Source organism: Cupriavidus sp. MP-37 (genome assembly GCF_020618415.1).
Taxonomy (GTDB): domain Bacteria; phylum Pseudomonadota; class Gammaproteobacteria; order Burkholderiales; family Burkholderiaceae; genus Cupriavidus.
This window is the reverse complement of sequence record NZ_CP085344.1, coordinates 1,911,504-1,925,438: the sequence shown is the minus strand read 5'-3', so window position 1 is coordinate 1,925,438 and position 13,935 is coordinate 1,911,504. Positions and strand designations below refer to the sequence as shown.

The following is a 13,935-nucleotide window of genomic DNA, read 5'->3' as shown; positions in this document are numbered from 1 at the left end:
GGTCAGTCCTTCCAATCATTGATCGGCCTCAGCCGAGACTTTCGAGATCCGCGCTCGCGGGGATGAGCTGGCGCGCTGCGCCGCGCACGTAGCGGCCCAACGGCGGCGTACCCAGCTGCTGGCCGATGCCGTCGAGCAGGCGCTGCAAGCCAATCGAGTCATCGAGGCCGGCAAAGGGCTGTCGTGGCGGCGAATCCAGCGCTGTCACGTGCAGGACGTCTTCGCACAGTCGCGACAACTTGAGCAGTGTCTCCAGACCGGCTTCTCCCGGAGATGTGTGGTACTCATCCATTAGCACCTCCCGCCCGTCGCCGTCGCGCGTCCAGACGCGCAATTCGTCGCGATCCCAAGCCGGGGTGTCGTAGACCAGCCGCGCATGAAAAATCTGGCCTGCTGCGTCGGCAAAAGAGAAGTCCAGCGTGCGTTGCCGCTGGATGTTGACGAAACTGCTGTAGCCGGCCACCACCGCCTCGCCCAGAGTGGCGGTGAGCATCACCGTGTCCGGCACGTCCGGGCCAGAGAGGGAAAAATCCGAGCCAATGCCGATCGCCTGGCGTACGCGCAACGTTTCATCCGGTGCGCCGATCCACCGCACCAGGTCCAGGGCATGAATGACCTCACTGCTTACGCCGCAGGTGGGTCGGTAGTCGTTCAGTCTGTTCTTGCCCCAATGAAAACTGGCACGGATCAGCGACCACTCCTGCTGGACCACCTGATCCTTCAGGCGCTGCGTGGCTTCCGAATAGCGTTCCACGAGATCCAGCGCAAACCCTTGGGCGTGAGCCAGGCCGGCGCAGGCACTCGGCCAATCGTCGTACGGCGTCGCTAGAGGCTTCTCGCAGAGCACGAAGCCCTCGAACCCGGCCAGGTCTCGCAGGATGCCCACGTGCCCGTGGTCGTTGACGCTGACCACCACCACATCGGGATGGAACTCAGCCAGCGCCCGGGAAACGTCAGGATAGTACGGCAGTGTTTCGCTGTTCCGTTCATGTCGCCCCACATAGGCCATATCGAGCGGTAGGTTCAGTTTGCCGGCGAGATAGCGAAAAGCACGCCGGTAGCGTTGGCCGGCGTAGCCCAGGCCAACGATCAGTAGCTTCATGACCGATCTCCCGCAAAGATCAGCAGGTCTTCCTGGCTAAGCACGAAACCCAGTCTGCGGTACAGCGCCTGAGCTGCCGGGGTCGTCTCCAGCAGCACCTTGGCGACGCCGCGCCCGGCGAACCACTGCATCAACTCGCGCATCAACCGTTCGGCGATACCCTGGCGCCTGCACACTGGCGCCACCACCACCGACTGGACCCAGCCGCACCAGCCGTTTAGGCAATCCGGTGCGGGTGGGCGCAGGTCGATGAGGCCGGTGGCGCAGGCCAAAACTTCACCCCCTTGTTCACCGACGACGACCCGGGTCCGTTCGTCGCCCACCAGAACCTGGATCAGCCACTGTCGATAGGCGGCCTTCCAGCGTCGGCTTTCTTCAGGCGTGCGGCTCGCATAGCTCTCCGCGGATGCGCCATCAAGCAAATGGGCGCGCAGCGATACCAATGCGTCGATATCCGGAAGCGCAGCCGTGCGAATCGTCCAGGAGGTCTTCGGCATGTCACGACACCTCCTGCATAGCGGCAGCAGTTCCGGGCGTCTTCAAGGGGATTTCGAAATGCGCGAACACCTCGCGCAGTGCCTCGGCAAGCTGGTCGATCTGCGCATCGCTGTGGTTCGGCGTGGCGTTGACCCGGAAGCGTTCAGTGCCTATGGGTACCGAAGGGAAATTGATCGGTTGAAGGTAGATCCCATGAACATGCAACAGCCGCTCAGCCGCAGCCCTGCATTTATCGGCGTTCCCGATCAGCACCGGCAGCACATGCGTGGTGGAGCACGGCATTACTGGTATGTTCAGCGCATCCAGCGTTTTTCGCAGGCGCCGGGTTTGGGTGTGCAACCTCTCGCGCTCGTATGACTGCGCTTTCAAGTGCTCGATGCTGGCCAAGCAGCCTGCCACAATGACCGGCGGCAGAGACGTCGTGAAGATGAAGCCCGTTGCAAACGAACGGATTGCATCGACCAGCCACCGCGCGCCAGCGATGTATCCACCTATCACACCTATCGCCTTTGCCATCGTCCCTTGGATGACATCCACCTGACCGGCGACGCCGTTGTGAGCAGCCAAGCCGGCCCCGCGCGGGCCGTACATCCCCACGGCATGCACTTCATCCAGATAGGTCAGTGCGTTGTACCGTCGGGCCAGTTCTACGATTTCGCTGATAGGGGCAACGTCGCCATCCATGGAGTACACCGATTCAAACACTACGATCTTCGGCGTCTCGCGCGGGTACTCGGCGAGCAGCGCTTCCAAATGGCCCAGATCGTTATGGCGAAACACTTTGCGGTTCGCGGAACTCGCGCGGATGCCATCAATGATGGATGCGTGGTTCTTTTCATCGCTGATCACCACACAGTCTGGGATCTCCCGCAGTAGGCATCGCAGCGTCGCTTCGTTAGAGCTGAAACCGGTTGGAAAGACCAGCGCTGCCTCCTTGGCATGCCATTCAGCCAAGCTCCGTTCCAACTGGGCATAGAGGCCATGGGTGCCGCCGATGTTGCGGGAGCCACCCGAACCCGCACCGTAGGCGTCGATCGCTTCGTGCATGGCCTTTCGCACGGCAGGGTGTTGTGACATCCCGAGGTAGTCATTGCTGCACCAAACGACGACCAATCGCTCTTCGTTTCCTTCAAGACGCGCCAGCGGATACCGGCCGCAAATCCGGTTAAGCGTCACGAAGGTTCGGTATTGCCCGGCCGCCTTCAATCCACTGAGCTTCTCATTCAACAGGTGCTGGTACATGCCTGTCCCTCCCTCCGTCCGATACATCTCCAAGGCGATCCGGCGGACGCCTCCGCAGGCTGTCTACGAACCAGAACAGCATCCCGAAAGAATTGTGGGCGCGATTTTTCCCTATTACAATTTAACTGTTTATACTATTACTTATAGTAATTGGATGAATATCATTCGCAATATGGAACGCACTCGGAAGGAGCTGTCCGAGTTCCTGCGAAGTCGTCGTGAACGCGTATTGCCGTCAGACGTCGGGCTGCCATCGGGCCAGCGCCGGCGCATTCCAGGCTTGCGGCGGGAGGAAGTGGCAGCGTTGGCTGGGGTGGGGCTGACCTGGTACACGTGGTTGGAACAGGGTCGCGACATCAGCGTGTCTGCCACCTTCCTGGACAACCTGTCACGCGTCCTCAAGCTAGACGCAGCCGAGCGACGTTACCTGTACTTGCTTACTCAGCAACGTCCGCCGGCCGAACCTGGCAAGACTTGGTGCGTCGTTCCACAGGTGATCCATAGATTGATGGCCGATCTCGAGTCGCGCCCTGCTTACGTGATCAACCTTCGCTGGGACGTATTGGCTTGGAACTCTGTAGCTGATCACGTCTTCCATTTCTCGACGTACCCACCAGAGCGTCGAAACCTGATTTGGATGTTGTTCGCCGATGGACCGACTCGGACACTGTTCGATCCATGGACTGACCAAGCACTACAGATGCTCTCCCACTTCCGCCGAGATTTCGTCAAGGCGACGCAGGAACCAGACATCTGCGCATTGATCAAGGAACTCGAGAGGCTCTCCCCGGAATTTCGAGAGTGGTGGCAAGAACAGGATGTTCATGGTTCTGACCACGGGTGGCGGCGACTCAATCTTGAAGGACTCGGTCCGGTGGCCTTTGAGTACACGAAGCTGACGATTGACCAGGATCGGCACTTGCGACTGGTGTACTACGCCGCAATGGAGGACGATGGAAACAATCGGGGATTCTCGAAATGGCTGGGTGAGCGTCAGGCATGACCTCTCACCCGTCTTATCCGATCGAAAGCCGCGTTGCCAGCCAGTCTCCCAGGACACGCTTCCATTACGCACAGTCGCAGCAATCTGCTGCCCCAACCGCTGCTCGATCACCGGCTTCCACGGCACCAGCGAGAAGCCCATGCCGTCATCGAGCATTACGTAGTGCCTGCTCGCGAGCATGACGCTGCGGCCGCTCTATCGACAGATGCGATTTCAGCTCCACCGCCACCCCGCCCAGCCGTTGCGCGTCGTACTGGTGGCCACTCTCGGCGAGGTCGTCCGGCACCTTCCATAGCCCGTCGGCCACACGCTCCACGAAGCCAGCCCGGCACAGGGCTCCCAGTCGGCCGAGATGCGCGGCGATGACGTCCTGCGGATCGCGTCCGGGCTTGACCTGGCCCTGTTCGATTGCCAAGTGATGATCGGCGCGGCTCACTAGATGCCGCTTTTAGGTGCGCAAGACGTCCAGCTCCGTGCCGTCTTCGGGGGAAACGATGAAGCGGAAGTGATGACGGTCGTCGGTGGCCAGTTCGTTGAAGGCGTCGAGGTCGGCTTCATCGGTCTGCGGCCCGCAGGTGCGGCCCGGTTCGCCATCGCGGCCCGCGCCATCGCGCTCGGGTATAACTGTAGCCGCCAAAGGTTGTGCGTTCATGGCGGTTCTACGGGAACTCTCGTTCCAACAGGGCGCGCAGCAGTTCGGCCACGGTCACGCCGCGCTTAAAGCGCCGACCTTGATGCGCACTCGCATGACGGGCGTAATGTCGAGGGCCAGTCGCGCGGTGTAGAAACCGCCTTTCCGGATGCCGTCGGCGTCGCCCTGGCGAATCCACTCCTCGGCGTGCGGGTTCGCCGGGGGACGCGCGCCGATGCCCACGCGCTTGCCGTTGCGTTGGCCCATGTCAACCACGGCAGCAGCTCGTCGGTGAGCGCGGCGATCTCGCGCACGGCGGCGCTGTCGGCGAATACGATGCGTTGATGTACTTCCGAGCGCAGCGCCGGTAGCGGTTGCTCGGCGAGCGCGCTGCGTGCCTCGCGGCCGACTACGGTGGTGCTGACACTCCGGTTGACGACGAAGGCCGCGCGCAGCGCAGCCGAAACACCTGTGCTTCGCGAATCAGCGCCACCCTCTCGGCCGACGCCCACAAGTCGTAGGGGCTGGGACGGCTTTGGTCTGGGTAGTGAACGGGACGGTCTCAATCCGGCCATCGGTTCTTACTGCCAGTTACACCGCCAATCTGTTCTGCGGGCTGGCGATAGCCACCGATAGTCGTCGCGACGTATTTCTTTATAAATCAAAGTGCCACGACGACTTTTCGATAGCTCGCGATAGTCCCCGAAGGACCTGATTTCACTCCCACTCAATCGTCGCCGGCGGCTTCCCCGACACGTCATACACAACCCGGTTCAACCCCCGCACTTCGTTGATGATCCGGTTCGAGCAGCGGCCCAGCAGCGCATACGGCAGGTGCGCCCAGTGCGCGGTCATGAAGTCGGTGGTCTGCACCGCGCGCAGCGCGACGACGTAGTCGTAGGTGCGGCCGTCGCCCATCACGCCGACGGACTTGACCGGCAGGAACACGGCGAAGGCCTGGCTGGTCAGGTCGTACCAGGTCTTGCCGACGTGGTCGGGCTCGCACAGGCCCGCGGCGGCGTCCTGTTCGGTGGCGATGGTCTTGCGCAGTTCTTCGATGAAGATGGCATCGGCGCGGCGCAGCAGGTCGGCGTAGTCGCGCTTGACTTCGCCGAGGATGCGCACGCCCAGGCCCGGGCCCGGGAACGGGTGGCGGTAGACCATTTCAGGCGGCAGGCCCAGGGCCACGCCGAGCTCGCGGACTTCGTCCTTGAACAGGTCGCGCAACGGCTCCAGCAGTTTCAGGCCCAGCGTCTCGGGCAGGCCACCGACGTTGTGGTGGCTCTTGATGGTGGTGGCCTTCTTGGTCTTGGTGCCGCCCGACTCCACCACATCCGGGTAGATGGTGCCCTGCGCCAGCCACTTGGCGTTGGTCAGCTTCTTGGCCTCGGCCTGGAATACCTCGACGAACTCGCGGCCGATGATCTTGCGCTTCTGCTCGGGGTCGGTGACGCCGGCGAGGTGGCCCAGGAACTGTTCCGAGGCGTCGACATGGACCACCTTGGCGTGCAGGCGGCCGACGAACATTTCCATCACCAGCTTGCCTTCGTCCTGGCGCAGCAGGCCGTGGTCGACGAACACGCAGGTCAGCTGGTCGCCGATGGCGCGATGGATCAGCGCCGCGGCCACGGAAGAATCGACGCCGCCGGACAGGCCCAGGATGACTTCTTCATCGCCGACCTGCTCGCGGATGCGGGCCACCGCTTCCTCGATATGGTCGCGCATGATCCAGTCGGCCTTGCAGCCGGCGATCTGCAGCACGAAGCGCTCCAGCATCTGGCGCCCCTTGACCGTGTGCGTGACCTCGGGGTGGAACTGCACGGCGTAGTAGTGGCGCGTCTCGTCGGCCATGCCGGCGATCGGGCAGCTCGGCGTCGATGCCATCAGCTTGAAGCCGGGCGGCAGGCCGGTGACCTTGTCGCCGTGGCTCATCCACACCTTGAGCATGCCGTGGCCTTCCGGGGTGCGGAAGTCCTCGATGTCCTTGAGCAGCTCGGTATGGCCGTGGGCGCGCATCTCGGCGTAGCCGAATTCACGATGGTCGCTCCACTCGACCTTGCCGCCCAGCTGCACCGCCATGGTCTGCATGCCGTAGCAGATGCCCAGCACCGGCACGCCCAGGTCCCACACCGCCTGCGGCGCGCGCAGCTGGTGGTCTTCATAGGTGCTGGCATGGCTGCCGGACAGGATGATCGCCTTGGGGGCGAATTCGCGCACGAACGCGTCGCTGACGTCGTTCGGATGGATTTCGCAATAGACGTGCGCCTCGCGGACGCGGCGGGCGATCAGCTGCGTGACCTGCGAGCCGAAATCAAGAATGAGGATTTTGTCGTGCATGATGGGCCGATGGCGTGTCTTCCGGGATGGGCTCGGTCACGACTTCCGTGCCGGGGCCATAGCCCGGCGGCGGCGTGATGACCGGCTCGCGCCGGTATTCTGGGGTATTCGTGGGGCGCGCCGCGGGGGCAACGCCGGGTTCCTTCCTGCTTTCCTGTTCCTGCAGCGCGCGTTCCATTTTCCGTTGCTGTTCGCGCACGCGCACGCGCTTGGCCGCCGGGATCTGCACCACGGCAAAGAACAGCAGCACCACCGCCATGGTCGGCAGCCAGAGCTTGCCGGCGCCTTCCAGCGGCAGCTCCAGGAACACCATCCAGGCGATGATCAGTACCGCGCTGGCGAGGTTCACGTAGCCGGCCGTGCGCGCCACCGGCACCGTCAGCTGGCCATTGAAGGCGGCCTGCCACAGCAGCACCGACAGTCCCACCAGCGCCACGCCCAGCAACTGCCCGAACAGCGCAGGCTGCGGCTGCGGCAACTGCAGCGCCGCATACAGCGTGGTGAACGGGGACATCAGCAGCAGGATGCCCAGCAGCAGGTCCACCAGGGCATCGAAAAACAGCACGGCTCGCAGCAACACCTTCATTGGCGCTCCTCGTCTTGGCCCCGGCCGGTGGTGCGGCGGGCATCAGGACAACGCCTGCATGGCGCGCGGCCAGGTTCGGATGGGATGGCGGGTCGGGCGCGGGCACGCGACGGCGTGCCTGCGCCCCGATGCCGCGGCCGCGCACCGCCTGCAGGGACGGGGCGCGGCCCTGGGGGCATCAGTCGATATGGTAGTTCGGCGCTTCCTTGGTGATCTGCACGTCGTGCACGTGCGATTCACGCATGCCGGCTGCCGTGATCTGGACGAACTGAGCGCTCTCGTGCCAGTCGGCAATCGACTTGCTGCCGCAATAGCCCATCGAGGCCCGCACGCCGCCGGTCAGCTGGTGGATGATCGCCATCACCGAGCCCTTGTACGGCACGCGCCCTTCGATGCCTTCGGGCACCAGCTTGTCGACGTTGGCGGTGTTGTCTTCCTGGAAGTAGCGGTCGGCCGCACCGTCCTTCATCGCGCCCACCGAACCCATGCCGCGGTAGCTCTTGAACGAGCGGCCCTGGAACAGGAAGGTCTCGCCCGGCGCTTCCTCGGTGCCCGAGAACATGCCGCCCATCATCACGGTGTGGGCGCCGGCCGCGAGGGCCTTGGCCACATCGCCGGAGTAGCGCACGCCGCCGTCGGCGATCAGCGGCACGCCGGTGCCCTTGAGCGCTTCGGCCACGTTGGAGACCGCGGTGATCTGCGGCACGCCGACGCCGGCAACGATACGCGTGGTGCAGATCGAGCCCGGGCCGATGCCGACCTTGACGCCGTCGGCGCCATGCTCGACCAGCGCGCGCGCGGCGTCGCCGGTGGCGATATTGCCGCCAACCACCTGCACTTGCGGAAAGTTCTGCTTGACCCAGCGCACGCGGTCCAGCACGCCCTGGCTGTGGCCGTGCGCCGTATCCACCACAATCACATCGACGCCGGCCTTGACCAGCAGCTCGACGCGCTCGTCGTTGTCCGGGCCCACGCCGACCGCGGCGCCGACGCGCAGCTGGCCGTGGTCGTCCTTGCTGGCGAGCGGGTTGTCCACCGCCTTCTGGATGTCCTTCACCGTGATCAGGCCGCGCAGCTCGAAGGCCTGGTTGACCACCACCACGCGCTCGAGGCGGTGGCGGTTCATCAGCCGCTTGGCTTCTTCCAGCGGCGCGCCCTCGGCCACGGTCACCAGCTTCTCGCGCGGCGTCATCTTGGCGCGCACCGGGGCGTCGAGCTCTTCCTCGAAGCGCAGGTCGCGATTGGTGATGATGCCGACCACGGCCTTGCCCTCGACCACCGGGAAGCCGGAAATGCCGTGCTGCTGCGACAGCGCAATCACATCGCGGATTTTCATGTCCGGCGAAATGGTGATCGGATCACGCAGCACCCCCGACTCGTAGCGCTTGACGCGCGCGACTTCGCGGGCCTGGTCGGCGGGCTTCAGGTTCTTGTGGACGATGCCGATACCGCCGGCCTGCGCCATGGAGATCGCCAGGCGCGCCTCGGTCACTGTGTCCATCGCCGCGGATACCAGCGGGATGTTCAGTTCAATGGAGCGGGTCAGGCTGGTGCGGAGGGAAACATCCCGGGGAAGGACGGCCGAATAGGCCGGGACGAGCAGCACGTCATCGAATGTGAGTGCTTTCTGGACAAGACGCATAGCAATTCCTCTAGGCGCAAAACCGAATTATACAGGAATGCGCGATTTGCTGATGCCCGGCAAGCGCCGTTCCCGGGTGCCGTCTGCTATGCTCGATGTCTTTTTATCCGGGCACGGCGAAGTATGGGAATCGGCGTATTGTGCGGGCTGCTGGCTGGCGCGTTCTGGGGCATGGTGTTCATCGCCCCCAAGCTTCTGCCCGCGTTTTCGCCTTGGGAACTCGCCATTGGCCGCTACCTGGCCTACGGGCTGGTGGCGTGCGTGGCCGCGCTGCCGCTGATGCGGCGCATCGCCCGCAAGCTGACCCGCGCCGACTGCGTGGCGCTGCTGCGCCAGGCCTTTACCGGCAACCTGCTCTACTACGTGCTGCTGGCCTTCGGCGTGCAGCTGGCCGGGGTCGGCCCGACCTCGCTGATCATCGGCATCCTGCCGATCTCGGTCACCATCATGGGCCGGCGCGACCACGGCGCGGTGCCGCTGTCGCGGCTGTTGTGGCCGCTGCTGGTGGTGGCCGCGGGCATTGCCTGCATCAATATCGACCTGTTCGGCGGCGGCCAAAGCGCCCATGCGGCGGCGGCCGGCGCCGTGGCGCGGCCGGTGTGGCAGAAGCTGGCCGGGGTCGGCTGCGCTGCCGGCGCGCTGGTCTGCTGGACCCTCTACGCGGTAGACAACGCGCGCTACCTGCAGCGCAACCCGCATTACAGCGGCAATGAATGGTCGGCGCTGTACGGGCTGTCGACTGGTGCGGTGTCCGCGGTGCTGGCGCTGGTCGGCTGGATCATCGCCGGCGACACCCTGAGCGCCGCCGACAGCGGCCGCGACTGGCAGTGGTTCTGGATGGTCAATGCCGCGGTGGCGCTGGGCGCTTCGCTGATCGGCAACAACCTGTGGAATATCGCCAGCCGGCGCCTGCCGCTGACGCTGTCGGGCCAGATGATCGTGTTCGAAACGCTGTTCGCGCTCGCCTATGGCTTTGTCTTCGACCAGCGCTGGCCCCGCCCGCTCGAACTCGCCGCGATCGTGTTGCTGATGGTCGGCGTGGCCTGGTCGGTGCGCTTGCACGCCACCGACAAGTCTGCGTAGACTAGCGAACCATGGCGTGGGGGTCACACGCGCCAGTTAAAAATACAACGTATTTCCCAGGGTCAAACCGGCGCTACGCATTGCCTTGCAGGCGGGGCGCCCGAGCTGTCGCCGCGGTGGTCTTGCCGCGGCATCGCCACGCATGCAGCCGGCGGCCCGTGCCTCTAGAGCCACTTTGAGACGTCCCGCCATGCCACGATCGTCCGCGCCGTGCCTGCTTGCCGCTGCCCTTGCCGCCCTCTTGGCCCTGCCTGCGCCGGCCCGTGCCTATTGGCAGTGGCGCGATGCCAACGGACACATGGTCTACAGCGACGTGCCGCCGTCCACGGCAGCGGCCAGAGTCCTGCGCGCGCCCGGACGCCATGCCGGCGAATTCCAGCCGGTGCAGGCCGCCCAGGCCGCGGACGCCGCCACGCCGGCACCGCCCAAGGCATCGGCCAAGCCCGCCGTCTCCGCGCCAACGCCCGAAGAAGCGTTCCAGAAGCGCCGCGAAGCCAGCCTGAAAGCCGCCGCCGAAGAAGCCCGCAAGGAAACCGAGGCGGCCGAGCGCGCGGTGCGCTGCGCGCAGCTGCGCAACTACGCCACCGGACTGCAACAAGGCATGCGCGCCGCGGTCGCCGGCCCGGATGGTTCGCTCCAGCACCTGAGCGGCGAGCAGCGCCAGGCGGAAATCCTCAAGACCAGCGCCAACCTGGAGAAGCACTGCAACTGAGGCAACAAAAACGGGGCCGCCCAGGCCCCGTTTTTGTTGACGGCGAGGCGCGGCTCAGCTATTGCCGCGCAGCCATTTCTGGCCCTCGCGCGTGCCGCTGGCGCGCTGTTTCTGGACCCGCTTGCGGCGGGCCTGCTTCGGATCCGCCGTCAGCGGCCGGTACACCTCGACGCGATCGCCGTCGCGCACCACCGTCTCCGGGGTCTTGAGCTTGCCGAAAATACCCACGCGCATGGTGGCCGGGTCGACCTCCGGGCAGGCCTGCTGCAGCCCGGAACCGGCGATGGCCGCGGCAATCGTGGTGCCGGCCGGCACGTCGATGTCCTTCATAAACACGGCGTCCGGACGCGCGTAGCAGACCGCGATATGCACCGTGCCGGCGCTGCGCTCAGCTGGTGCCATACACCACCTCGGCGCGCTTGACGAAGGCATCGACAAAGGTATTGGCGATCATGCTGAAGACCGGGCCGATGATCTTCTCCAGCAGCAGGCTGGAAAACTCGTAGTGCAGGTGGAACTCGATCTTGCAGGCGTCTTCGCGCAGCGGCGTGAAGCGCCATGACCCGTTGAACGTCTTGAACGGCCCGTCGGCAAAGGTCATGTCGATACGCGTGGGACGCTCCTGGGTATTGCGCGTATGGAAGAACTGCTGGATGCCCTTGAAGTGGATATGGATCTTGGCGTCGAGCATGGTCTCGGTCTGCTCGAACACCTCCACGCCGCCGCACCATGGCAGGAACTTGGGATAGTCCTCCACGCGGGTGACCAGGTCGTACATCTGCGCGGCGGAGTAACCGAGCAGGACGGATTTATGGACGTCTGCCATGTAAGGGGAAATCTGGCTTGCGGCCATGCCGCGCGCGCTGCGCGGCAGGCATGCGCCTGTGCCGGGGGCTGGTTTGCTAGAATCCCGATTTTAGCCGACACGCGCGCCCCGCGGCATCCCGCCATGCGGCGCCGCAGCGAACCGGCCAGAATCCACCCACCCGCACCCTACCCGCACGCATGACCATTGCAGATAACAAGAAGGCCTTCTTCGACTATTTCATCGAGGAACGATACGAGGCCGGGATCGTGCTGGAAGGCTGGGAGGTCAAGGCGATCCGCGCCGGGCGGGTGCAGATCAAGGAAGGCTACGTGGTCGTGCGCGACGCCGAGATGTTCCTGATCGGCGCCCATATCAGCCCGCTGCAAAGCGCCTCCACCCACGTCAAGCCCGATCCGGTGCGCACGCGCAAGCTGCTGCTCAAGGCCGATGAAATCAAGAAGCTGATCGGCAAGGTCGAGCAGCGCGGCTACACCCTGGTGCCGCTGAACCTGCATTACACGCGCGGCCGCGTGAAATGCGAGATCGGCCTGGCCAAGGGCAAGAAGCAGTTCGACAAGCGCGAGACCGAAAAGCAGCGCGACTGGCAGCGCGAGAAGGCCCGCATCATGAAGGGCGACACCAAGCACTGAGCCTGGCCTTGTGCCGTTCAGTTAAGGTGTCAAACACTACCGTCATTCCCGCGTAGGCGGGAATCCAGCGTCTTTTGAAGTCACTGGGTTCCCGCCTGCGCGGGAACGACAGTGGTTAACTGAACGGCATTACTGAGCCTGGCCGCCCTTCCCTGCGCTGCCCTTCAAGCAGCCTTCTGCTGCCCCTTCACGATCTGCAAGGCCGTGGCGATCATGCTGCTCATGTCGCCCATATTGCCCGGCACGATCAGCGTATTGCCCTGCTTGGCGAGGTTGCCGAACGCGGCCACATACTCCTCGGCCACCTTCAGGTTGACCGCATCAATGCCGCCCTCGGTGCGGATCGCGTTGCCGATCTTCTGGATCGCCTGCGCATTGGCCTCGGCCACCGCCAGGATCGCGCTGGCCTCGCCCTGGGCCTTGTTGATGGCCGCCTGGCGTTCGCCCTCGGACTTCTGGATCGCCGCCTCGCGCGCGCCGGTGGCCAGGTTGATCTGCTCCTGGCGCTTGCCTTCGGAGGCCGCGATCAGCGCGCGCTTCTCGCGCTCGGCGGTGATCTGCGCCTGCATCGCATGCAGGATTTCCTTGGGCGGGGTCAGGTCCTTGATCTCGTAGCGCAGCACCTTCACGCCCCAGTTGGAGGCGGCTTCGTCGAGCGCGTTGACCACGCTGTGGTTGATGAACTCGCGCTCCTCGAAGGTCTTGTCCAGCTCCAGCTTGCCGATCACCGAGCGCAGCGTGGTCTGCGACAGCTGCGTGATCGCGACCACGAAGTTGCTGGAGCCGTACGACGCCTTCATCGGGTCGGTGACCTGGAAGTACAGCACGCCGTCGACCTGCAGCTGCGTGTTGTCCTTGGTGATGCAGACCTGGCTGGGCACGTCCAGCGGGATTTCCTTGAGCACGTGCTTGTAGGCGACGCGGTCGACGAATGGCACCACGATCGACAGGCCGGGCGTCAGGGTGGCGTGGTAGCGGCCCAGGCGCTCCAGCACCCAGGCATGCTGCTGCGGCACAATCTTGATGCCCTTGGCGATCAGCACGATCACGGCGATAAGGATGATCAGCGGCAGCAAACCAAGCTGAAAAGCGAGCATGTAACGACCCTCCAGGCAGAACACATCGGTACGGCGCCGCCGGTCGGCGGCAGGCGGAACACACCGCGGCCGCGGCCGCGATGTGCAAAAGACTCGGAAGACAGGGCTTCAGCGGGGCGACACCACCAGCGTGCTGCCGCGCACCGCGACAATGCGGTAGCGGCCCGGCGCCAGCGCGCGGTCAGGGGGACAATCGGGTGCCAGCTCGACCGTCCAGTCGGCGCCCCGGTATGGCACGCGGGCGCGCCGGTTGGCGTCCCACGCGGGCACGTCGAGCTCCTGGCCGATATCGAGGTTGACGTTGGGATCGGCCGCGGCATTGCCGCGCCGCAGCTTGCCGAAGCGGGTGCGGCGCAGCCCGGCGATCAGCACCGCCGCGACCAGCGCCCCGATCAGCGCCTGCGCCGCCGGCGATGCGCCGAGCAAGGCCGCCACACCGGCGGCGGCGAGGCCCACCGCCACCATCAGCAGATAGAACGTGCCGGTGTTCAGTTCGACGATCACCAGCACCACCGCTGCCACGAACCAGATGTAGTACGCCATC

At 64.8% G+C, this 13,935-nt stretch carries 15 protein-coding genes and 3 pseudogenes; 4 read left to right on the top strand and 14 right to left on the bottom strand.

The window, feature by feature from the left end; translation table 11 throughout:
• Window positions 1-28: 28 nt before the first annotated feature.
• Genes LIN44_RS09035 through hemA form a run of 3 tightly spaced genes read right to left on the bottom strand, consistent with a single transcriptional unit; the run spans window position 29 to window position 2,842 of the window.
• The gene (locus tag LIN44_RS09035; protein WP_227311870.1) at window positions 29-1,102 is read right to left on the bottom strand and encodes a Gfo/Idh/MocA family oxidoreductase; all 1,074 of its coding nucleotides are present in this window, start codon (window positions 1,100-1,102) and stop codon (window positions 29-31) included.
• Window positions 1,099-1,599: a GNAT family N-acetyltransferase gene (locus tag LIN44_RS09030; RefSeq protein ID WP_227311869.1), complete on the bottom strand. Its 501-nt coding sequence runs from the start codon at window positions 1,597-1,599 to the stop codon at window positions 1,099-1,101. Before LIN44_RS09030 ends, LIN44_RS09035 begins: the two co-directional genes overlap by 4 nt.
• A 1-nt stretch (window position 1,600) precedes the next feature.
• Window positions 1,601-2,842: a 5-aminolevulinate synthase gene (hemA, locus tag LIN44_RS09025; RefSeq protein WP_227311868.1), complete on the bottom strand. Its 1,242-nt coding sequence runs from the start codon at window positions 2,840-2,842 to the stop codon at window positions 1,601-1,603.
• Window positions 2,843-2,996: 154 nt separating this feature from the next.
• Between hemA and LIN44_RS09020 the strand changes: the two genes are divergently transcribed.
• Window positions 2,997-3,845 carry a helix-turn-helix transcriptional regulator gene (locus tag LIN44_RS09020; protein ID WP_227314368.1) on the top strand — a complete coding sequence of 283 codons (849 nt, stop codon included), beginning with the start codon at window positions 2,997-2,999 and terminating at the stop codon, window positions 3,843-3,845.
• A 27-nt stretch (window positions 3,846-3,872) separates the two neighbouring features.
• On the opposite strand, the pseudogene LIN44_RS09015 reads toward LIN44_RS09020, so the two are convergent.
• From LIN44_RS09015 to guaB, 7 genes and pseudogenes are all read right to left on the bottom strand, one after another.
• A pseudogene (locus tag LIN44_RS09015) lies at window positions 3,873-4,275 on the bottom strand (DUF3363 domain-containing protein); the annotation flags it as partial.
• Window positions 4,276-4,293: 18 nt separating this feature from the next.
• Window positions 4,294-4,497: a hypothetical protein gene (locus LIN44_RS27630; protein ID WP_370641554.1), complete on the bottom strand. Its 204-nt coding sequence runs from the start codon at window positions 4,495-4,497 to the stop codon at window positions 4,294-4,296.
• A 7-nt stretch (window positions 4,498-4,504) separates the two neighbouring features.
• Window positions 4,505-4,743: pseudogene (locus tag LIN44_RS09010) on the bottom strand (chromosome partitioning protein ParB).
• Window positions 4,743-5,008 (bottom strand): annotated as a pseudogene (locus LIN44_RS09005) (ATPase); the annotation flags it as partial. The pseudogenes LIN44_RS09005 and LIN44_RS09010, both read right to left, overlap by 1 nt.
• A 185-nt stretch (window positions 5,009-5,193) precedes the next feature.
• Window positions 5,194-6,813, bottom strand: a complete 1,620-nt coding sequence (gene guaA, locus LIN44_RS09000; protein ID WP_227311867.1) for a glutamine-hydrolyzing GMP synthase — start codon at window positions 6,811-6,813, stop codon at window positions 5,194-5,196.
• Complete coding sequence (locus tag LIN44_RS08995; RefSeq protein WP_115662005.1) at window positions 6,788-7,399, bottom strand: hypothetical protein; 612 nt, start codon at window positions 7,397-7,399, stop codon at window positions 6,788-6,790. Before LIN44_RS08995 ends, guaA begins: the two co-directional genes overlap by 26 nt.
• A gap of 178 nt (window positions 7,400-7,577) precedes the next feature.
• Window positions 7,578-9,041 carry an IMP dehydrogenase gene (gene guaB, locus LIN44_RS08990; RefSeq protein ID WP_116330858.1) on the bottom strand — a complete coding sequence of 488 codons (1,464 nt, stop codon included), beginning with the start codon at window positions 9,039-9,041 and terminating at the stop codon, window positions 7,578-7,580.
• 123 nt (window positions 9,042-9,164) lie between these two features.
• Here guaB and LIN44_RS08985 point away from each other — a divergent pair, with 123 nt between their 5' ends.
• Entirely contained in the window at window positions 9,165-10,124 is a 960-nt protein-coding gene (locus LIN44_RS08985) for a DMT family transporter (protein WP_227311866.1), read from the top strand.
• A 190-nt stretch (window positions 10,125-10,314) separates the two neighbouring features.
• Window positions 10,315-10,836: a DUF4124 domain-containing protein gene (locus LIN44_RS08980; RefSeq protein ID WP_227311865.1), complete on the top strand. Its 522-nt coding sequence runs from the start codon at window positions 10,315-10,317 to the stop codon at window positions 10,834-10,836.
• 54 nt (window positions 10,837-10,890) lie between these two features.
• Here the strand turns inward: LIN44_RS08980 and LIN44_RS08975 are convergent, their stop codons facing one another.
• Both LIN44_RS08975 and LIN44_RS08970 read right to left on the bottom strand, forming a co-directional pair.
• Complete coding sequence (locus tag LIN44_RS08975) at window positions 10,891-11,238, bottom strand: RnfH family protein (RefSeq protein ID WP_227311864.1); 348 nt, start codon at window positions 11,236-11,238, stop codon at window positions 10,891-10,893.
• A complete protein-coding gene (locus LIN44_RS08970) occupies window positions 11,225-11,662 on the bottom strand; it encodes a type II toxin-antitoxin system RatA family toxin (protein ID WP_227311863.1) in 438 nt (145 codons plus the stop codon). Before LIN44_RS08970 ends, LIN44_RS08975 begins: the two co-directional genes overlap by 14 nt.
• A gap of 179 nt (window positions 11,663-11,841) precedes the next feature.
• Between LIN44_RS08970 and smpB the strand changes: the two genes are divergently transcribed.
• Complete coding sequence (smpB, locus tag LIN44_RS08965) at window positions 11,842-12,294, top strand: SsrA-binding protein SmpB (RefSeq protein WP_018005677.1); 453 nt, start codon at window positions 11,842-11,844, stop codon at window positions 12,292-12,294.
• A gap of 164 nt (window positions 12,295-12,458) precedes the next feature.
• Here smpB and LIN44_RS08960 read toward each other — a convergent pair whose 3' ends face one another.
• Together LIN44_RS08960 and LIN44_RS08955 are read right to left on the bottom strand one after the other, a co-directional pair.
• Window positions 12,459-13,391, bottom strand: coding sequence for an SPFH domain-containing protein (locus tag LIN44_RS08960; RefSeq protein WP_227311862.1), 933 nt, complete (start codon window positions 13,389-13,391; stop codon window positions 12,459-12,461).
• Between the two features lie 108 nt (window positions 13,392-13,499).
• Window positions 13,500-13,934 (bottom strand): NfeD family protein, encoded by a 435-nt coding sequence (locus tag LIN44_RS08955; RefSeq protein WP_227311861.1) that lies wholly within the window; start codon window positions 13,932-13,934, stop codon window positions 13,500-13,502.
• Window position 13,935 lies beyond the last annotated feature (1 nt).